This is a genomic window from Caulobacter sp. LARHSG274, assembly GCF_052871235.1.
The window spans coordinates 112,862-131,924 of the sequence record NZ_JBIXJO010000014.1 but is presented as its reverse complement, the minus strand read 5'-3'; the positions used below and the strand labels follow the sequence as shown (position 1 = coordinate 131,924).

The following is a 19,063-nucleotide window of genomic DNA, read 5'->3' as shown; positions in this document are numbered from 1 at the left end:
CCGCCTTGGCCGAGGCCTTGGCGGCCTCGACCTGCAGGGCGGCGGCACGCAACGCCGGGGCGTTGGCGGCGGCGGTGTCGAGGGCTTGGCCGTAGGTCAGGGGTGCGGCCTGGGCGGCGCTGGCGAGCAGCGCCGCGGCCAGGCTGATGGCGATACGCATCGGGGATCCGATCACGATGGAATGGAGAACTTGAGCGGCTGGAGGCGAAGCCCTGGCGCGGCGACGGACGCGCGGATGCGCGGCCCCGCCGAACGGCGCGGGCGGACCCCACGTCAGACGCGGGCCAGGATCAGGCGATCAGTTTGGGTGGTCGTTCGTCGCGCGGCGGCGCGTGGGCGCGCAGCGGATCGGCCAGGGCGGCGGTCAGGCGCAGCGGCTGGACGGCCGGGAGCAGAACATCCGAGGTGGGAAGCGCGGCGATCGTCGCGCAGAGGGCGGCGCAGATCTGGGCGCAGGCCTTGCCGTCGTGCGGCGACTTCTGGTTCTCGTCGCAGCAGGGATCGTGGCTGGCCTTGGCGCCGTCAGCGGACTGGGCCATCGGCATGGCCATGCCAGCCATGGCCTCGGGCCCGGCCTTGGCGCACTCGACCTGCGCGGCCGCGGCGGTCACCGGGCTGATCAGCAGGGCCAGGACGGCCAAGAGGGCGAGCATGTGCCTCAGCATCGCGAGAGCTTAACCCAATCGAGCGGCGGCGTCAGTACGGGTGAGCACTGAGGCGTGATCGGCGCAGCTTGTCGAGCCACCCGGTGGGCCGGAAAGGGGCGCTTCGAGCAGAGTTCATCAGGCGACAGTACGTAGCGTGGTGCGCCGCCCCTCGGGGTTTTGGCCGCGCGTCGGAAATATTTCCAAAGGCGGAACACGGCTCGGGTTCATCGGTTGTGGGGGCATCGCAACGGAGGCAAGCCATGTTCGCCGATCAGATGCTTCAAACCCATCCCATGGCTGACGGGAAGAGCGACACCGCACTTCTTCGCTGCATCGAAGCCTGCTTCGACTGCGCCCAGGCTTGTGTCGCTTGCGCGGACACCTGCCTGGCGGAAGGCAATGTGTCCGAGCTGACCCAGTGCATCCGCCTCAATCTCGACTGCGCGGACCTCTGCGCTGCCGCTGGTCGTATCGCCAGCCGGCGCGCCGGCTCTGACGCGGCGGCCACCGCGGTCTTCGACGCCTGTCGCCGACTGTGCGCCCTGTGCGCGCAAGAATGCGAGGGTCACGCCCAGATGCACGAGCATTGCCGGATCTGCGCCCAGGCTTGCCGCGCCTGTGAAGCTGCCTGCGCGGCCATTCAGTCCACCCACTGACGTCAAAAGGAGTCCGCCGCTGCGCCGGGACTATAAGTCGGCCGACCATTTACGTGGTTTTCGCGAGCGCTGTCCGCGCCAGTGCGCCGCCGATCCGAGGAACTCACGAAAACGTGGCAGGTCATCCTTGCGAGGCTCCTCCGCCGGCGTGGACAGGAAGATCAAACGCTCGTCGAGCAGGATCGGCACGCCCTGGCCGTCAGCCCAGCTTGACCGCCCATAGAGACGCAGCACCACAAATTTGCGGAGTTCATCGACATCGAAGAGTGCGTAATGGCCCGGACGGCGGGTTTGATCGAAGGTGACGTCCAGGGATAGCCAATTGCCGCGTTCGGCCTCTTGGGACGGCGCGAAACGGCCGCCCGCGCAGGTCATCTCCTGGGCTTCAATCCACCCGATCACCTGATCGTCGCCACGAAATCTCAGCCCGGCCAGATATGTGTCCGCAGGGACGTGAGTACGCTGCAGGTGGATGCTAGCCGACACCCAGGGATCAACCCATTTGGGAAGTCGCGCACCGAGGATCCTCGCCAGGTGACGCCAGAATTTAGGACATTCGGGCATATCGGCGTGGAAACGGTCAGTCTCGATGCGCGGGACCTCATCGCGAACCATGCACAGATCTGGAATGAAGCCGTCGCCGGCCCAGACCATGAGTTCATTGTTGAGCCCTTCTGGATTGCGGATCAAAGTGGGGTAGGAGACCGAGAAAACGTCCAGCTCCCTCACTCCCGCAAGGCGAAGCGGCAAGCCATAGGCCCAAGGCCGTGTCATCGCCGCGATGCTCAGAGTAGGAACCAAGCAACGCGGGCCGCACATTACTTTCCAGGTCTGGTTGGAAAACCAGCCCATCGGCCGCGCCAGCGCGAAGATCCAGTCAAGATCGCTGCCGTGATGAGGAACTCCCAAGTTGGCGACGAGCGTCACACGCTCAATCCAGCTTGGCTTGGCTTGCAGCAGCGCCTTAGCGATGAGACCGCCATAGCCGTGGCCGATGACGATGACCGGCCCATCGCCGGGTGGCGAAAAGGCCTTCAGGTCCAGAACCGCATCCATCGGGGCGCGCCGCCAATCGTAGGGCAGGGGAACCAGCTGCTCGGCCTTGAACCCGACTGCTAGGGCCGTTGTTTTCAGCCGCGCCCAGGTTTGGCGAATGCCGAAATGCTCGATGATCTTGCCCGGACGAAGCCTCTTGGCCCCCAGAATCGCGCCCAGTTTCCTATGGATGCGCTCATGATCGCCCCGAGTGTGCAGCAGGGCGTCGGGCCAGACAGGTTTGGCTTGCTCGGGATCAACCAGTTGGCTGTCGAAGATTTCTGGGACAAAGACCACTGTGGTTGAGGACAAGACACTCGCCAAGTCGACGGCCTTTCATCTGCTGGAACTGCTCGGCGCCGCGCTGGCAAACACCCCTGGTCCAAGTGACGGTCGTCGCATGGTCAAAGGAAGATCCCAGCCCTGACTGTGGCCGCCGCGTCACAATGCCCTCAAAAAACGCACCTGCAAGTCGCTCGCCCTAGGGTCTGGGAGCTCCATCCGCTGGACTCCACTGCATTCGTCCTATTTTAGTAGTTTCCATGGGCTGGCCCTATCCGTGCATCGCACACGGAGACTTAGCCATGCCGCGCAAGAATTCCCGAAAATCCCGACTCTACTCATTCAGGCGGATCGATCTGTCCGGTGCGTTGCCAGCCGGCCTTGCTCCGCGTCCTTGGTTGGCGGTCGAGGTCGATTGTGCCACCGGCTTGGTGGTCGAAGCCCGCCTTTCCAACGACCCCATGGCGTTGATGTCCGACAGGGGCTTCTGGCAAAAGCTGCGCGATCATAGCCGGGAAGTCCGGCCCGGACCCTCGCCCGCCCAGTCGCCGTCCAAGCCGGCGCGAGGTCGACCCAAGGCTGGCAAGCCCCGGCCACGCGCTAGCGGCCAGGAGCAGGCCTGATGCCCGGCGTTCCAGAAGAACGGGCCTTCGACCCTTCCTGGGAACCACCCTCCAGATTGGCCGATCTGAGCGATCAAAGGCTTGATCCGGCCCAGATCGCGGCACGGGCCCAGCGACTAGCCGCCGCCACGGCTCTTGTGAACGATGAGGCGCGCAGCCGGCGCGACGTCGAGGAGGCGGCCGATCTCCTGGGCCTGTCGCTGCCGACCGTCTATCGCGACATGCGCGCGGTCAGGGAAGGCTGCACCGAGGCGCGGGACCTGAAAGGGCGAGGCGGCTATCCCGCTGGCCGCTCGCGTCTGCATCCCCGCGTCGAGGAGATCATCCGCACCTATCTTCTGCGACACCACCTCGTCCCCGCAAAGCCGTCGGTCAAGGACAGTTGGGAGAAGATCGGCGCGCTATGCCTGGCGGAAGGCTATGGTGAGCCAAGCCGCGCGAGCATCATCTCCCGTCTCCAGGCAATTCCGCTCAATTTTCGCCTGCGGCGGCGGATCGGCAAGAACGCCGCCGAAGCCAAGACCCCGAGGCCGGGCAAATACGTCGTCCAACAGCCCTGGGAGGTCTGGCAGATCGACCACACCCTGGCCGACGTCATCGTCGTCGATGCGGTGCACCGAAAGCCGATCGGCCGGCCGTGGCTGACGCTGGTGATGGATGTGGCCACTCGCATGGTGGCCGGCTTCTACGTCTCGCTGCAGCCGCCAAGTCTGATCCGCGCGGCAGTGGCCATGGACCTAGCCGTCCAGGACAAGCGCGCCTGGCTGGACGACAAGCGCATGGCCCACGTCCAGGCCTGGCCGATCAGCGGCCTGCCCAGATGGGTTCACAGTGACCGCGCCAGCGAGTTTCGCTCGCCTTGGTTCGTCAACGCCCTGGCCAATCAGAACACCCAGACCATCCTGCGGCCTAGCGGACGTACACGCTACGGCGGCCACATCGAGCGGATTATCGGCGCCTTCATGGGCAAATGCCGGCTGCTCCCTGGGGCCACCCACAACAGTCCCGCGACGCGCGGCGACTATGACAGCAAGTCGGCAGCGCGGCTGACGCTAGATGAGCTCCAGCACTGGTTCGCCGAGCAGATCCTCGGCGTCTATCACAACACCGCCCATATGGGTTTGGCTGGCGCGACCCCACTCCAAGCCTGGACGGCCGCCACCGCGGGCCTGTCGCCGCGAATGCCGGCCAATCCGCAGAACTTTCGCTTCGACCTCTTTCCCGGCGTGACCCGCATCCTGGGTCGCCAGGGTATTCGTTTGTTCAACGAGGACTATTGCTCGTCCGAACTGATCGACGCCTATCTGCGGGGCGAACGGAGCGTGGTGGTCAAATACGACCCCCGCAGTCTGGCTCGGATCTACGTTAAGATCGCCAAGGACCGTTTCGTCATCGTCCCGCTCAGTCGGCCCAACGGCGAGGATCGGCCGCTGTGGCTCTATCACGCTTCACGGCGGATCGCGGCCGCCACCGGCCAGCGCTGGGATCCATTGCGAGCCCGCCAGGCGCAGCGACGGGCCGAGGTCGTGATCCAGCAGGCCGCGGCCAAAACCGACCGTGCTCGCCGCCAGGCTGATCGCCTGCGCGACGATCGGATCGCGACTGCCGCGCCGATCATCAAGGCCCCGCCGATCGATGACGACGAGGGCGATTGGGGGCTGAACGCATGACGGTCGTCCCCGAGGATCCATTCGGCCACCTGAGCGAGCAAATCCGCCACCTGGCCACGGCCGATGACGCCGTGCGCCGGGCCGCCATCAGCACCGACACCTGGATCGACTACCCGGTGGGCAAGGCCGCGCTGGATGCGCTGTATCGCCTGCGCGACCAGCCCGAACGCATGCGCATGCCGTCGATCCTGTTCTACGCTCCGCCCCACATGGGCAAGAGCGCCCTAACTTGGCGCTGCAAGGCTATGCACGACGAGCAGGCCAAGACCAATCCGGACCTTCCCGGCATCGTGCGCATGCAGGCTCCGCCTACCGTCGATGAACGTCGGTTCTATCAGGCGCTGCTGGAGGCCATGGGGGTTCGCGCACCGTTGGACGCGACGATCCATCGACTCAACCAGCTATGTGTGGCCCATCTTCGCGCCCGGCGCGTACGCCTGCTGATCATCGACGAGATGCAGACTATCCTCGACCAGCGCGCCAACGTCGTGCGGGTGATGCTCAACACCCTCAAATACCTCTCCAACGAACTGCGCATCTCGATCGCCGGTTTTGGCAGCGGCGAAGCTTTGGGTCTGATTAACGCCGACGAGCATTTGGCCGCGCGGTTTACCGTCGTGGCTTTGCCCAGCTGGACTCAGCGTGAAAGCTGGCTGCGCGACGTTGTCGCCGAGCGCATCGCGCTGTTCCCGCTAAGATTCCCCACGGTCGTCGACAAGCGCCTGCTGAACACCATCCGACGGGAGACCGCAGGCCGGGTCGGCGATTACTTCGATTTCCTCGAGGAAACGGCGCTCTTGGCCATCGAGACCGGCGTCGAACGGCTGACACCGGAGTTGTTCGAGCAAGGCGCCAAACGTCGCCGGTCCGGATTTGATGACCTCTTCTGATCACCAGCCAAAAGCCTTCCTGGCGATCCTCGCGCCTCGCCGGCTGGACGGGGAGGCGCTCTCGTCGTGGTTTGTTCGCATCGCCCGAGCCAATTTCCTGACTGTGCCCGAGTGCGCATCCCTGACCGGCGTTCGTCCCCAGGGCCTGGATCGCGGTTCGCCTGAGGATCTCACAGCCTTCAGCGCAGCGCTGGGTGTTCCGCTTGCGGAACTCCTAGCCGACGCGCCATCGCTAGGGTCCTGGAACGGCGATGTCCAAGGACCCAGCCCACCTTTCTGTTGGGCCGTTTGTCGGCGTTGCCTTCAGCACGACCGGCGAGCCGGGCGTCCGGGGCATATCCGCATCGCCTGGACCGCGCCGTTGGCGGTGTTATGCGCACAACATCGTCATCCCTTAGTCCCCCATCGAGACGGTGGCCTGGACCTGATCGGAGAAGGTCAGATGGCTGCGACGGCGCTGGCCGGGGAGGGGACCTGGGCCCATCTGCAGGATCTGGATCCCCAAGAGTCGGCGGCGATCAACGAACTGGCCCAGGCGGCGCCCGCCGCGTGCGGCTGGCGTAACGGCGAGCAGGTCGGGAAGGACCGTATCACCGGCGAGCAGTTCATCCGTGACCCCCTTGGCGAGTGCCTGGACCTAGTGGATGCGCTGGCCGCGCGCTCGAGCTTCGGACAAGGCGGCGGCGTGCTTGGCGTCCTGCACCGCTTCTGGCGACTGCCCCATGTCCGCGAACGCAGCCAGCGTCTGGACCAGGGCATGCTGGCGACGATGGACGCCGCCGACCGCCTGGTCTTCGTGCGGGCGGCAGCTAGGCTCCGCGCGCGGCCTCGGCCACCCGGCGCGCTGGCCTGGCTGGAAGCCTATCTCTATGCACGAGGCCTGGGCTCGATGCTCAGTCGCCTAGGCGAGGCGGCCCACGATCCGCTGATCACGCTCGGATTTCAGCTGTCGCGTTGGGATCGAAGGGCTTTGGACGAGCGAGCGCGGCTTTGGGGGCCTGACCTGGCACGCCGCTGGCGGCACGTCGTCGAAGCCGCCGAGGCCTGTCCCAACCTGATCTAACCCTTGCTTGGTCTGGCCGGATTACCGTCAGCTCGACTTGCACCTCATCGCGAACTAAGCGATTCTTCGCTAAGTCAAACGGTTTGCGATTTCGCATTCACCGCTTCGCAAGGACACGTCCGGTGCCGCAGCAGAATCTGTGCCTTCGTATTCCGCTCGAGTTGCACAAGCAGATTAAGAAACGGGCCAAGGCGAACAACGTCACGGCTAGTGCTTGCTATGCTGAAATCCTGACGAAATTTCTCGACGTCGAAGTCGATCGGTTCCCATATCTGTTCACCGGTCCTGGCACCTCAACCGTGACCCTCTACATCAGCGATGAACTGGTCGCTCGTCTGCGCGATACGGCGGACGTGCGCAATCGCCACGTCAGCGATCTGGTCACCTGCGCCTTGGTTCTTCACCTTGGCGAACACCCGTTCTCCCTAGCGGCCTGACGGTTTTCCAAGATTTTGATGACGCTCTGGATCAGCTTGGCTCGCCGAAGCGAAATATTGATTGGCAGCCGCTAGGATATCCACGGCGTCCTGGTCGCTGAGATCGGCCAGCGAAACTGCCCGGCGCGGGTCTGGAGCCAGGGCCAAGAGCCGCGCATAGCGTTTGACGGGCATGACGACGAAGCAGTCTTCACCGTTACGACTGACGAACACCGGCTCGTTCAGCGCCAGTGGCGCAAGGGCGGTGATAGCCTCGACCAGATCGGCGCTATTACTTCTGGCCACCATGTTTGTCTCCCAAAGCATCCCGCTCAACCGCCACCAAGCCAAAAGCGATCGTTCGTTACGCGTGCGATCGTCGATCGAGCGATTGCTCCATTGAGCTTAAGGCATCTAAGCAAGGATGTCGTCCTGCGGGCTCAGCGACCTTGAGCGCCCTGCAGACTCTGGTCAGCCAGACCAGCACCACGTCGCCACGCGGACCCCGCCGGCCGCGTAACAGCGGCGCGCCAACGGTCTTCTACCCGCTGCTCAAGTTCGCAGATTTCCCATGGAAAGGTGTTGATAAGCTCAACCCTTAATTGACGGCGCAGCGCTTGGCTTGCTGGCGGCGCGTCTAGAGGTGCCAGGAATTTGCCGGTGATAGTCCCACGGCGTGTAAGGCTGCCGCCCCGCGTCAGGCGTAGCTCGGGGGCGTGATAGGGACCATCAAGGGCCAGCCCCACAAATCGCGACAGTTCGCTATATCCGCCTGAAAAGGAATTGTAGTCGCCGCCAGGACTATAAAAATCCGCGGCCTCTCGAAAGCCATAGGCTTTGGTGAACCGGCCGCGCCAAAACAATCCGGTTCCGGCGTCGCAAAACCACAGTGCGCCCAGCTCGTCATGAGCCCAACGCTCCCAGTTTCGAATGGAGTATTTGTCGATCCAGATTTCCCCGGTGCCATCGATCCGGTCAGCCGTCTTGATCCGGTCGAAATTGAGCAGGCGCAGCCATAGGGGGGCCACGCCCTGCGCTCTGTAGCATTGGCTGCGTGCAGCAATCGCTTCTACCGTGATATCGACCTGCTGCACCTCGATAGCGATGCGCCTGTCGGCCTGGCCTGGGGGATGCACAAGCACGTCGATGCGACGATCACCAGACAAGCCCGGAAGCCAGGATTCCAGTTCTACGTAGGCGCCTCGCGCGCGAAACGCGGCCGCCAAAGCGCGCTGTGTGTCTAAATGAGCTGCGCTCATCTTCGCACCGAAGGCGCACCTTACGTCTGGATGATGCTGAAAGTGCCAGGCGCGGATCTTGCCCGCGTGCAGAATGACCGGCTTCTCACATCCCCGGCAATGGAAGACCATGCCACGCGAGGCGTCCTTTGCCTCGACATAGTCTAACAGGGTGGTTTTCGCCGTCAGCATGATGGGTCTGAGCTACTCGGGCGTGGCGCGTGGAATCATCGGCAGAGCAGAACCGTGGCCTACGCCAGAACGGGTCGCAATGCCGCCCGACGCGGAAACCAGGCGCATCGTGGCGCGTCCGGCGGCGCGATCCAGGCGCAGCGTCACTAAGCCGACGCGGTGGTTTACAAACCTAACGGCGGTTTACAACGCTGCGGGCGGTTGACAGAATCAATGAAATGCCACCTTCTTGCCGGGCCGTTAGCGAGGTCTGATTGTGAAAAAGCCCTGGGACTATCATTCCGATCTGACCAAGGAACGCTTGGTGGCGATCGCCACCTTGCTTCGTGACGCGCGGCACGACGCCCTGGACCGTTACGACCCTGACAAGGGTTGCAACGGCTGGACTCTGGGATGTGAAGCGTTCGCCTTCGGCTGCGCCAAGCTCAAGGCTGCTGCTGGCGGCGCAGGGTTCGAGTGGCTGGACATCCTCGATCCGACGATGCGTTTCATGTTCACGGTCGGGGACGTGATTGCGCGTTTCTACCACGGCGCCGCGGACGAGCCCAACTCCAGAACCCTGAAGGTTTCCTATTCGGAGCTTCGCCAAGGCATTTTGGACTTTGGCGACACGCCCGCCGGCGAGCTTGTGTTTCGTTTCGCCGTGGAGACCGACGGGCTGGGCGAGGTGACTGTCATCAGCTTCACCGGCCTGCTTGGTAACGCGCCTGAGTTCGTTTACGAGATCCCGCTCGACCCGGCCACGCCCGCCCTGGCTCCGTTCACCCTTCCCAAGGCCGAGGGGGTGGAACTGCCCAAGCCCGTGGTGCGCAAGCCGAGCGACGATAAGAAGACCGGCGAGGGCTAAGGCCCGTCACGTTACATGGAGCAGGCGCCGTTGCCTGCTGAAGATCGATGAATACGACACCCCCACAGATATTGGGCGATCAACTGCGCCTGGCGCGACTGGCACAGGGCCTGTCCCTTGAAGCCGTCGGTGAGCAGGTCGGAGCCTCGCGGCAGTATATCCAGCAACTGGAGACGGGCGCGAAGGCGCCCAGCGCTGAGATGATCGAGGCGCTGTCCGACGTGCTTTCGGTGACGCGCAGTTTCTTGGCGACAGGCGGCGCGACAGTTGCGGCCGAGCAATGTCATTTCCGCAAACAACTGACAACGCCAGCGTCGGTGACCAATCAGGTTCTCGCACGCGGAACGATGATCGAGCGCCTTGTATCGGCGATCGAGGATCACCTTGAGCTGCCGGCGGTCAATTTCCCCCAGATTCCGATCCAGTCGATGGACGATATCGAGGCCGCCGCTGCCGCTGCGCGCCTGCACTGGGGATTGGGTTCCGCCGGGCCGATCACGAGTATGATGCGTGTCGTCGAGAACGCCGGCGCGGTCGTGACCAATTTTGGCGACCTGTCCGAGCGCGTCGATGCGTTATCGATGGACCGACCAAGGCCGATCATCGTTAGAAGCTCGACCAAGCAGAGCTTGTGTCGCCAGCGGTTCGATCTCGCCCATGAGTGCGGCCACCTGGTCATGCACCGCGCCGTTCTGACCGGCGATCGGGCTACCGAGGACCAGGCGCATCGTTTCGCGGGCGCGTTTCTCGTGCCGGCTGCGGCAATGCTGCGTGAATTTCCGCGTGGCGTGCGCCTGAATTGGCGAGCGATTTTCGAGATGAAGTTACGCTGGAAGGTTTCAGCGAGGGCGCTGATCCGGCGAGCGTTCGACCTGAAGATTTTGACGCCAGCTCAGTACAGGTCGGCCAACATCAAGCTGGTACGCGATGGCTACACCAAGCTCGAACCTTATGACGACCAGCTGGCGATGGAGGAGCCAGAATTGCTTAACACCGCCCTGGACGCGGTCGTTGAGGCGGGGCCTGCGGCTGCGTGGGGTCTGGCCGAGGAGGTCGGAGTTGGCGAACGAATGTTTGAACTGCTAACGGGGCGGACCCTACCGGCGCCACTCTTGGACCTGTCGGATCCGAAGATCGTCGATCTCGGGAAGTTTCGTCGATAGCGACGATCCAGCTGCGCGGCTTGTCCCGCGACGATGAAGTGAGCTTCTGGGCTGACGCTTCATGAATGCTCGTCGAGGTAGCATATAACGCGCATTTCCTCGGTGCCGCTTTCATCATACATAATGTCCTTTATGTACGGTGATCGGACGCCCAAAACACGGGTAGGGCGCTTAAGCCATCTCGGGTAAAAAAATGGCCAGCGACGCTTCTTCGGACCGCACTGACCTCGCCGTCAGCCCTCGGCCCGAGCCGACCTTCGTCATTCCAGCCATCGTCGCCGACACCAGCGACGATGCCGGCGAGCGCTTCCTCGAATTCTTCGCCGCGACGATCCGCAACGCCAACACGCGCGCGGCCTACATGCGGGCGGTTGAGCATTTCCTCGCCTGGCGCGGCGTGGCGGGTTTGGCGAGCCTGGGTGAAATCCGGCCGCTCCATATCGCCGCCTATATAGAAGAGTGTCAGGGCCTGTTTTCGGCGCCGACCGTCAAGCTACGGCTAGCGGGCCTACGAAGCCTGTTCGACTGGCTGGTGCGAACCGGCGTGATGGCCAGCAATCCGGCCACCTCGGTGCGCGGCCCCAGCCACGACGTGCAGCGTGGCAAAACGCCGATCCTGGCGGCCGACGAGGCCAAGCGACTGATCGCCAGCATCCCGGCCGACACGCCGGTAGGCCTACGCGACCGGGCCCTGATCGCCCTGATGACCTACAGCTTCGCCCGGGTGTCGGCGGCCACCGGCATGAACGTCGAAGATTTGCTCCAGACGGCCGGCCGCTCGTGGGTTCGCCTGCACGAAAAACGCGGCAAGGTTCACGAGCTGCCGGTGCATCACAAACTGCTCGATCACCTGGACGCCTATCTGGCCGTCGCGGGCCACCGCGACCAGCCCAAGGCGCCGCTGTTTCGCACGGCCCGTGGACGTTCGGGTCAGCTGGGTCTGCAGCGCCTCAGTCGCCATGACGCCTACGCCATGGTGCGAAGGAGGGCTCTGGCCGCCGGCGTCGTCGCCAAGATCGGCAACCACTCGTTCCGCGGCACCGGCATCACGACCTTCCTGCTCAATGAAGGGACGCTGGAACTGGCTCAGGAAATGGCCAATCATTCCAGCCCGCGCACCACCAAGCTCTACGATCGCCGGCGCGACGGCGTCACCCAGGATGCGATCGAACGGATCCGCATCGAATAGTCCAATGCGCAAACCGGCGGAGGCCCGATGGGGGAACAAAAGGCCATCGAATCTGGATTTGGTCCTGGCGCCATGGGTTACCTCGCGCCACAGCGGTTCAGTGATGAAGCCCTTTCAGGTTGGCTGGTCCGGATCGCCCATGCCCACTACCTCACGCTCGAAGAACTCCTGAGTCTGACCAGTCTTTGCTGGTACCGCCTCGACAGGGGGGATCCACAGCACCTTCAGTCACTGTCGACGATGCTTGGGACGACCGTGGACGCGCCGGGACGGCGCCTCGGGCGCGTCCGAGATGCGCGAACTCAGTCCCCAGCCTGGTATTGGGTGGTCTGCCCCGTCTGTCTCAACGGTGATGTCGCCAACAATCGCGCGCCCTACATCCGATCGGGATGGTTTGACCCGTTCGCGACCTACTGTGTAGAGCACAATATGCCGCTGATGCCTCAGATTAAGCGAGATCCGTTTGGCAGCATGTTCGGCGAAGTCACTGATATGTTTGATGGAAGCGCGCACCAATACCTGCGGGATCTCGATGCTCACGACATGGCGGCCCTGCGCACCTTTGCCTTGGATGTCGGCGGCTCGGTCAGCAAATCCACCGCTCAAATGATCCGAGAGGTCAGCGACGTTGCGGCGGCCTTGATGCTGCCTGTGCGCCGCGCCTCTCCGTACTCCGTGGTCCATAAGTTGAACACGCGCTCCGGGCGCCGCTCCATTCTTTGGCGTGGCACGGATTTCGAGCCCAACACGATCTGGAGCTCTTGGAGCCCAGGGCGCCTGGGGCTTCTCCGTGCGGCGCTCAGCCTCCTGGAGCCGCCCGGGGAGCCTAGAGAGGAGGAGGGCGGGCTGCACGATTATGGAAGGCGGCTTACGGCAAGACGGAAGCGCATCAGCGCTCCAGGCCAATCGATCACCGATCCGCTGCTTTTCCTGCCGATGGCGCTGTCGCCGGCACACCGCACCTTCGTCACCGAGCGCAGCGTCGCCTGGAGGCCGCCGATGCGCGTGCGTTGGCAGGATTGCCTAGACCTGACTGAGCAGTTGCGGCCATGAAGAAGGATTAGTCGGAACGCAGGCGCGCGACCAAGGATCGGATAGCCGCCAGTTTGGACCACAGGCTCGCTGGCGGGTTTCGGTTTGGCGACCGCCGCGCTGGGCCGCGCAACAGGATCACGCCATCGCTAGCGCGCGGCGCCGTTGCGGCGAACTGCGACCAGCTGCGATCGCCACGCGCGCGCTTCAAGGCCTCCAGAGCTTCGGCCGAGGTGATCTTCATGTGAACGATTGTCGGACGCTGAGCGCATCATGCAACGCGAAAAACGCGGCAGGGGTGATTTTCGCAGGGGCGTTCTCAACCTTTGGAGTCAGAAAATCGCGAAAGGGGCGTTTGGAGCGAAAATCTCGTCAGAGGGCGTGAGAATCTCAAGGTTTGGAGTCTTCGACAATTCTCATCCGGTCGCTATAGCGCAAGCGCGTCTATTATATATTATCAGAAAAATGCCTGTCGCTCGCGGTCGCCAATGAAGTTCTGAGCTTTCCGAGATCGCGGCAAAACTCACTTCCTTACGAATAACGTGGTATGACCTCGTCGACCGTGGCGATATATCGACTGTACCCCTGTCGTGGCCCTGGATTTTTGGGCGTCAACGCCGAGGTCATTAGCCCGCCAGCGATCAGCTTCTGCCGATAGGTGTAGAGCGTTCGCAGCGGCACATCGAGCGACCTGGAAATCGCTTCCATTGCTGATAGCGAATGGATGTCGCCTTCGATCAGGGGGCGCAGCGCGTTGGCGACCCTGCTCAACGACCGCATGCGCTGGTCTAACGCCGTATCAGTCTGCACCACGAAGCTATCTCCACTTCACTACTGCCGATCCGTGCCCCGCTCGACGCCCAGCGTCGCCTATTGTGTTCAAGTTGAGATGTGGGTGACTCGTCGCGCGATTTTCAATGAGTTAGACTCGATTTTATTATAGAGTCGAGTCTTGTGGCTGGAGTTTATAGATGGGCAAATATGCGTATATATATTTCTGGATGTATAAATATTTCTTTGGATTAGGAGGTTGTAAAATACACATACTAAGGTGTTTGAAATTATTGGAGACGCTTGGCGCTAAAAAGCGAACTGCGGATGCTTTTTAAGACGTTGGGAAAAGGCCCCCTTTTTTCAAAGGCGAACACCTAACGGCAATCCTGAAATGAGGACGGATATACCGGTGGACACTTTACTTTCCCTAGGGAGGGGAAGCTTTCCACCCAGCAAGCCGTCACGCATAAAGCTTTAAGGAGGCTAAGAATGGTGGATCAAAACTTGTTCGTGGTGGGCAAGCGCGACTTAGTTTTCGTGACGCTGAAAAGTGACGCGACGCCGGCTCTTTCGCCGTCTTGCGCCGGTTGTCACCTAATCGAACGTTTTTGGGACACGCACCCTGCCCCGCCTGGGAGCCGGCTGTGAACCTGGGCTACATGCGGGTTTCGAAGTCTGACGGATCGCAGTCCCTTGACCTGCAGCGCGACGCGTTGATCGCCAATGGCATTTCGCCAGAGCACATCTACGAGGATCGCGTTTCGGGCAAATCAGAACAACGTCCTGGGCTGGATCAATGCCTTAAAGCCGCCCGGCCCGGCGACACCCTCGTCGTTTGGAAGCTTGACCGCCTTGGGCGTGACTTGAAGCACTTGGTAAATACTGTCCATGGTTTGGCGGCCCGCGAGGTGGGATTCAAGGTGTTGACCGGCCAAGGCGCCGCGATCGACACAACGACGCCTGCGGGAAAGTTGGTTTTCGGCATTTTCGCGGCACTGGCGGAGTTCGAGCGAGAACTCATTCGCGAGCGCACCCGCGCGGGCCTGGCGGCGGCCAGAGCAAGAGGTCGGACGGGCGGTCGCAAGCCGAAGATGACCGCAGCGAAAGTCAGGCTCGCGCAAGCGGCCATGGGCAAGCCTGAGACCAAAGTTGCGGATCTTTGCAAAGAGCTCGGCGTCGCGCGGCAAACTCTCTACCGTTACGTAGGGCCTAAGGGCGATCTTCGAGCTGATGGCCTGCGCGTCTTGCGTGGGAAAGTAGTTTAGGAGCGATTTTCGGCGGTTAACCTATCCCGTTACGCAATCGACACCATCACCAGCCTCTTACCATTGGGGTCATGATCTGGACATCGCCGCGATCTGCATAGGCGAGACATTGATCCAGGGCCAAGCTGAGATCGCGTCGAGTAATTTCACGGATGAAGGGAGGCTTGCCGCGACGACCAACGATCACGTCCTCCCCTCCCCTCTAAGCCGCCAATGGGAAGGGATGCTTTTCGAAATGCACAATCAACGCCGAGATCGCCAAGTCGCTCATATGGCTATCGCGGTCATCTGCGACCTCCCGAAGACGAGCAACCAGGCTGGAGTCGACATACAGCGTCACCGCCGAACTTCCCGGGCCCGTGAAAAAATACAGAAACTGGTCGACGTGGTTGTCGAGGAAGCGCGTTAGCACCTCGCCGTAATACTGGCTCGCTGTGACACCGGCCTCCTTGGCGGCCTTCTTCATCTGCTTATGCAATTCGGCAGGAAGGCGAAGGGACAGGTTTTGCTGCGACACCGAGGCTAACCTTTGCACGAAGGTGGCGCAGGCCGCGCCGCTTTGACAACTGAGAGAATCGCGCATTCCGCATTCTCACGCAAGCTTAGGGCTCGTGGACCGCGGCAAAGAGGTGCTGGTGCTCAACCTACAGAGCCTCAAGCACGGGTCGCGGCGATCGCCGCACGGCGCCAAGGCCGCGCCTCTCGGACTTGGGCGCGTCACCCCTTCGAGGTCCTGTTATGCGCTGCTCCAATGTAGCAGCCGCACCCAGACGTCGGCGCGGCTTTGACCGAAAACACGTGAACACCGCATCGACGCCGTCCTTTACCGCTTCGCCAAGGCCCTGCGATCTGCGCGGTTGGTACGGCGACGATCCTACTCGGTCATGGGATCGCGAGCTGAGCACCATCATCGGGCCGGTCGCGGTTATGCGAACGGGTCACGTGCGGAAAGACGCCGATCGCCTGGTCCAGCAACAGGCCCTGCGCGCCCTCGAATATCACGGGTTCGCGCGCGGCCAGCCCGCCGTCCGAGGCCTGACCGACCGTATCGGCGAAGCGGCGGCAATCGTCGATAAACACCTCCAACACCCCGTCGTCGGCCAGCACCTGGGCCTCGTCCGCCGAAAGCGCGTCCACGCCCAGCGCGGCCAACCGCCGCTTGACCCAGACGTCGCGGATCGCCTGCAGGCGCCCCCTGAGCGCCGGCCCGGCCAGGTCCGCGACGGTCAGTGCCAAGGCCGGATCCAGAGACCGCTCGATGGTCTCGCCGAACCCAAGGCCGCAACTGCCGTGTCGACCGCCGCCGCGCGAGCGCTCAACGGCCTGATTGATCAACATGTCCCAAGGGGTGGTGACCAGGCCGCGCGGATCGGCGGTGATCTCGACGCAGCCGCTCAGCGCCGCCACGGCGGCCCGCTCGGCGTCCAGCAGCATCGGGTGATGCACGAAGAAGCGCGACAGGTGAGTCTTGGCGCCGGCCAATGCGCCGGATCCGACATGATGAAACACATGCCGGCGACCGTCGGGCAGGGCTACGGTGTGCCCCGCCTGCGCCCCGCCGTTCGACCGCACCACGACGGGCTGGTCGATCGCCGCCGCCGCGAGCGCGTCGACAAGGTGACCCTTGCCTTCGTCCCCGTAGCCGGCGCCGATCACCGCCTGAGCGATGGACTTGCCCATGATCACCTCCTAACCCAGCAGCCGGCGCAGAAGCCCGCCCGCGCCAGGTGCGCGGCGCATGTCCTGCAGGGCCCGCGCGACCACGGGCGAAGCCTGGCCCGACCAGCTGCCGGCGACCGTGGCGGCGTCCGCGCCTTCCGCGACCTGGATGGCCGAGACCACCACTTCGGGCAGGTGGCGATGATCGTCGAGGATCAGCAGCCGGCCGGGCAGCAGAGGCTTCCAGGTCCGCAACACCCGGCCCAGGTCCTGGCCGGCATAGCCCTGCATCACCACGACGTGGAACACGTCGTAGCTGCGCTGCGCTAGCGCCAGGCATTCCCGCGCCGACAGGCCACGCTCGATATCTTCGCCGAAGACGCCGATCAGTTCGTCGCGGGTCAGGCCGTCGTGGATGGGCTCGTCGCCGATCGTGAACAGGTAGCCGCGACGTCCCCGCTTGGCGATGCTGTCCACATCGGTGCGCAGGCCGGCGAAGGCGTGGGCGGCCGAGTAGGACTCCCCGCCATTGCCGCCCCCGCCGCCTTCGAGCCACAGCCGGCGCACCTGGTCGGCGATGCGGATGTCAGCTTCGAACTGGGTGACCTGCAGCGGGGCCACGTCGGTCTTGGCGTCGCCCACCGCCATGACCATGACATGGGGATCAGACACCGGCCGGCGCTCGTAGATCTCGGTCGCGAGGGTGTTGAGCCCGTTGTTCATCAGCTCGTGCGCGATCACGCCCATGGAGCCGGTGACATCCGACGCCAGGATGATCGGCGTGGACAAGGGATTGTCCTCGCCGTCCCGCGATTCTCGCATCCCGATCCGCGCCGGATCGAACTCTGGGTCCATGCGGCGCGCGGTGAAGATTTCATCGCGCGAACGGCCGTGCACATTGCGGCTGGCGTAGTCATCCCAGGCCGATTGGCTCCAACGTCCCGAACCCATGATCGTCTCTCCTCTGCTCACCCGAGCGGGCGTTTCGATGAGGAGACCCTAGGAGGAATGAGCTTCGTAGTAAAGTGTATTTTGCAACTAACATAAATTCGATCTACGATGATCCATGCGCCAGGCCACCCCATCGGACCACAAACAGATCGTCACCGCCGACGTCGTGCTGCTCACGGTGATGGAGGGACAGCTCGCCGTCGGGCTGATCACACGGGAGGGCGAGCCGTTCGCCGGACGCCGCGCTTTGATCGGCGGCTACGTCCATGCGGACAAGGACCAGGACACCGACGCCACGGCCGCCAGGGTCTTGCGACAAAAAACCGGGTTGGAGGGCTTCTTCATCGAGCAGCTATCCACCTTCTCCGGCCCCCAGCGCGATCCACGCGGCTGGTCGGTCTCGGTGGCCTATCTCGCCCTTACCCCGCTGGATCGCCTGACGAAGGCCTTGGGCGAAGGCGGCGGCGTGTCTCTGACGCCTGTCGACGACGTGCGCGACCTGCCGTTCGACCACGCCCAGATTCTGGCCGCGGCGGTAGGCCGGTTGCGGTCCAAGGGTGCCTATTCCACCCTCCCCGCGCGCCTGTTGCCCGAGACTTTCACCCTCAGCGAGCTACAGGCCACCTACCAAATCGCGCTCGGCGCGGCACGCATCGACAAGAGCTCCTTCCGGCGAAAGCTCAACGAACTGGCTCTGATCGAACCCGTCGACGGCCAGCGCGCGGAAACCGGCGGACGCCAGGCCCAGCTCTATCGGCTACGCCAAGCCATTTCAGTCTTTGAGCGCCGGCTTTAGTCAGAACCGATGCAGCGCCTTGCCGTCGAGTTAGAGGTCGATCTGTTCGGACATCTCCAACGCGTCATCCACTTCGATCCCGAGATAGCGCACGGTGCTTTCCAGTTTTCGATGGCCGAGCAGAAGTTGGCAGGCCCGGAGGTTGCCCGTTTTCTTGTAGATCAACGCTACCTTGGTTCTGCGCAGGCTATGTGTGCCGTAGGCGCAAGGCTCCAAGTCGATCATGGCCACCCAGTGATTTACGAGCCGAGCGTACTGCCGGGTCGTGATGTGCTCGCCAGGCCGAGACCGGCTTGGAAAGAGCCAGTCGTCAGTCCGGCGCCCGCGGCGCTGCAACCAAGCCGCCAGAGAATCTCGCGTCGGCTCGGTGATCTCAAATGGCACCGGCTGGCCGGTCTTCTGCTGGATGATCGTGGCACGCGCGCGTAGCAATCCACCCGGGGCAACATCGCAGATCCGCAGCTTTACGAGGTCGCATCCTCGAAGCTTCGCATCGATCGCGCAGTTGAAAAGCGCGAGGTCCCGAACACGGCCCGTGCTCTTCAACTGCTGCCTGATCCCCCATACGTGCTTGGGCTTGAAGGGCGGCTTGGGGCCGATAAGCCGGCGATGGTTCCAAGGTTGCTTGGGCGAAAAGAAAAGGTCGAGCTGAGCCATGTCACGCCTCCTGCGTGC

General features: G+C 63.2%; 20 protein-coding genes and 1 pseudogene. 12 read left to right on the top strand and 9 right to left on the bottom strand.

The window, feature by feature from the left end; all coding sequences use genetic code 11:
• Nucleotides 1-290 precede the first annotated feature (290 nt).
• Nucleotides 291-653: a hypothetical protein gene (locus ACIPQB_RS19565; protein ID WP_446486935.1), complete on the bottom strand. Its 363-nt coding sequence runs from the start codon at nt 651-653 to the stop codon at nt 291-293.
• Nucleotides 654-907: 254 nt separating this feature from the next.
• Between ACIPQB_RS19565 and ACIPQB_RS19560 the strand changes: the two genes are divergently transcribed.
• On the top strand, nt 908-1,303 hold the full coding sequence (locus ACIPQB_RS19560; protein ID WP_446486934.1) for a four-helix bundle copper-binding protein: 396 nt from the start codon (nt 908-910) through the stop codon (nt 1,301-1,303).
• 30 nt (nt 1,304-1,333) lie between these two features.
• Here ACIPQB_RS19560 and ACIPQB_RS19555 read toward each other — a convergent pair whose 3' ends face one another.
• Nucleotides 1,334-2,650, bottom strand: coding sequence for a PGAP1-like alpha/beta domain-containing protein (locus ACIPQB_RS19555; protein ID WP_446486933.1), 1,317 nt, complete (start codon nt 2,648-2,650; stop codon nt 1,334-1,336).
• A 649-nt stretch (nt 2,651-3,299) separates the two neighbouring features.
• Here ACIPQB_RS19555 and ACIPQB_RS19550 point away from each other — a divergent pair.
• The 5 genes and pseudogenes from ACIPQB_RS19550 (at nt 3,300) to ACIPQB_RS19530 (ending at nt 7,303) form a co-directional block, all read left to right on the top strand.
• A complete protein-coding gene (locus tag ACIPQB_RS19550) occupies nt 3,300-4,913 on the top strand; it encodes a Mu transposase C-terminal domain-containing protein (RefSeq protein WP_446486932.1) in 1,614 nt (537 codons plus the stop codon).
• Nucleotides 4,910-5,803: a TniB family NTP-binding protein gene (locus ACIPQB_RS19545; RefSeq protein WP_446486931.1), complete on the top strand. Its 894-nt coding sequence runs from the start codon at nt 4,910-4,912 to the stop codon at nt 5,801-5,803. The genes ACIPQB_RS19550 and ACIPQB_RS19545 overlap by 4 nt, the downstream gene beginning before the upstream one ends.
• A pseudogene (locus ACIPQB_RS19540) lies at nt 5,790-6,188 on the top strand (TniQ family protein); the annotation flags it as partial. The gene ACIPQB_RS19545 and the pseudogene ACIPQB_RS19540, both read left to right, overlap by 14 nt.
• A 57-nt stretch (nt 6,189-6,245) precedes the next feature.
• Nucleotides 6,246-6,866 (top strand): hypothetical protein, encoded by a 621-nt coding sequence (locus ACIPQB_RS19535; RefSeq protein WP_446486937.1) that lies wholly within the window; start codon nt 6,246-6,248, stop codon nt 6,864-6,866.
• A 122-nt stretch (nt 6,867-6,988) separates the two neighbouring features.
• The gene (locus ACIPQB_RS19530; RefSeq protein WP_446486930.1) at nt 6,989-7,303 is read left to right on the top strand and encodes a hypothetical protein; all 315 of its coding nucleotides are present in this window, start codon (nt 6,989-6,991) and stop codon (nt 7,301-7,303) included.
• Here ACIPQB_RS19530 and ACIPQB_RS19525 read toward each other — a convergent pair.
• Nucleotides 7,292-7,591 carry a hypothetical protein gene (locus ACIPQB_RS19525; protein WP_446486929.1) on the bottom strand — a complete coding sequence of 100 codons (300 nt, stop codon included), beginning with the start codon at nt 7,589-7,591 and terminating at the stop codon, nt 7,292-7,294. The two genes, ACIPQB_RS19530 and ACIPQB_RS19525, sit on opposite strands and share 12 nt — an antisense overlap.
• Before the next feature lie 131 nt (nt 7,592-7,722).
• Entirely contained in the window at nt 7,723-8,712 is a 990-nt protein-coding gene (locus tag ACIPQB_RS19520; RefSeq protein WP_446486928.1) for a competence protein CoiA family protein, read from the bottom strand.
• Nucleotides 8,713-9,016: 304 nt separating this feature from the next.
• Between ACIPQB_RS19520 and ACIPQB_RS19515 the strand changes: the two genes are divergently transcribed.
• From ACIPQB_RS19515 to ACIPQB_RS19500, 4 genes are all read left to right on the top strand, one after another.
• The gene (locus tag ACIPQB_RS19515; RefSeq protein WP_446486927.1) at nt 9,017-9,559 is read left to right on the top strand and encodes a hypothetical protein; all 543 of its coding nucleotides are present in this window, start codon (nt 9,017-9,019) and stop codon (nt 9,557-9,559) included.
• Between the two features lie 71 nt (nt 9,560-9,630).
• Nucleotides 9,631-10,722 carry a helix-turn-helix domain-containing protein gene (locus ACIPQB_RS19510; protein WP_446486926.1) on the top strand — a complete coding sequence of 364 codons (1,092 nt, stop codon included), beginning with the start codon at nt 9,631-9,633 and terminating at the stop codon, nt 10,720-10,722.
• Nucleotides 10,723-10,915: 193 nt separating this feature from the next.
• Complete coding sequence (locus ACIPQB_RS19505) at nt 10,916-11,911, top strand: tyrosine-type recombinase/integrase (protein WP_446486925.1); 996 nt, start codon at nt 10,916-10,918, stop codon at nt 11,909-11,911.
• Nucleotides 11,912-11,938: 27 nt separating this feature from the next.
• Nucleotides 11,939-12,964 carry a TniQ family protein gene (locus tag ACIPQB_RS19500; RefSeq protein ID WP_446486924.1) on the top strand — a complete coding sequence of 342 codons (1,026 nt, stop codon included), beginning with the start codon at nt 11,939-11,941 and terminating at the stop codon, nt 12,962-12,964.
• Nucleotides 12,965-13,474: 510 nt separating this feature from the next.
• On the opposite strand, the gene ACIPQB_RS19495 is transcribed toward ACIPQB_RS19500, so the two are convergent.
• The gene (locus ACIPQB_RS19495) at nt 13,475-13,756 is read right to left on the bottom strand and encodes a hypothetical protein (protein WP_446486923.1); all 282 of its coding nucleotides are present in this window, start codon (nt 13,754-13,756) and stop codon (nt 13,475-13,477) included.
• Between the two features lie 605 nt (nt 13,757-14,361).
• On the opposite strand from ACIPQB_RS19495, the gene ACIPQB_RS19490 reads away from it, so the two are divergent.
• Complete coding sequence (locus tag ACIPQB_RS19490; protein WP_446486922.1) at nt 14,362-14,982, top strand: recombinase family protein; 621 nt, start codon at nt 14,362-14,364, stop codon at nt 14,980-14,982.
• A gap of 202 nt (nt 14,983-15,184) precedes the next feature.
• Here the strand turns inward: ACIPQB_RS19490 and ACIPQB_RS19485 are convergent, their stop codons facing one another.
• From ACIPQB_RS19485 to ACIPQB_RS19475, 3 genes are all read right to left on the bottom strand, one after another.
• Nucleotides 15,185-15,565: a hypothetical protein gene (locus ACIPQB_RS19485; protein ID WP_446486921.1), complete on the bottom strand. Its 381-nt coding sequence runs from the start codon at nt 15,563-15,565 to the stop codon at nt 15,185-15,187.
• A gap of 299 nt (nt 15,566-15,864) precedes the next feature.
• Complete coding sequence (locus tag ACIPQB_RS19480; RefSeq protein WP_446486920.1) at nt 15,865-16,662, bottom strand: adenylosuccinate synthetase; 798 nt, start codon at nt 16,660-16,662, stop codon at nt 15,865-15,867.
• 9 nt (nt 16,663-16,671) lie between these two features.
• Nucleotides 16,672-17,592: a hypothetical protein gene (locus tag ACIPQB_RS19475; protein WP_446486919.1), complete on the bottom strand. Its 921-nt coding sequence runs from the start codon at nt 17,590-17,592 to the stop codon at nt 16,672-16,674.
• Nucleotides 17,593-17,707: 115 nt separating this feature from the next.
• Here ACIPQB_RS19475 and ACIPQB_RS19470 point away from each other — a divergent pair, with 115 nt between their 5' ends.
• Nucleotides 17,708-18,388 (top strand): NUDIX hydrolase, encoded by a 681-nt coding sequence (locus tag ACIPQB_RS19470; RefSeq protein ID WP_446486918.1) that lies wholly within the window; start codon nt 17,708-17,710, stop codon nt 18,386-18,388.
• A 30-nt stretch (nt 18,389-18,418) separates the two neighbouring features.
• Here the strand turns inward: ACIPQB_RS19470 and ACIPQB_RS19465 are convergent, their stop codons facing one another.
• Complete coding sequence (locus ACIPQB_RS19465) at nt 18,419-19,045, bottom strand: site-specific integrase (RefSeq protein WP_446486917.1); 627 nt, start codon at nt 19,043-19,045, stop codon at nt 18,419-18,421.
• Nucleotides 19,046-19,063 lie beyond the last annotated feature (18 nt).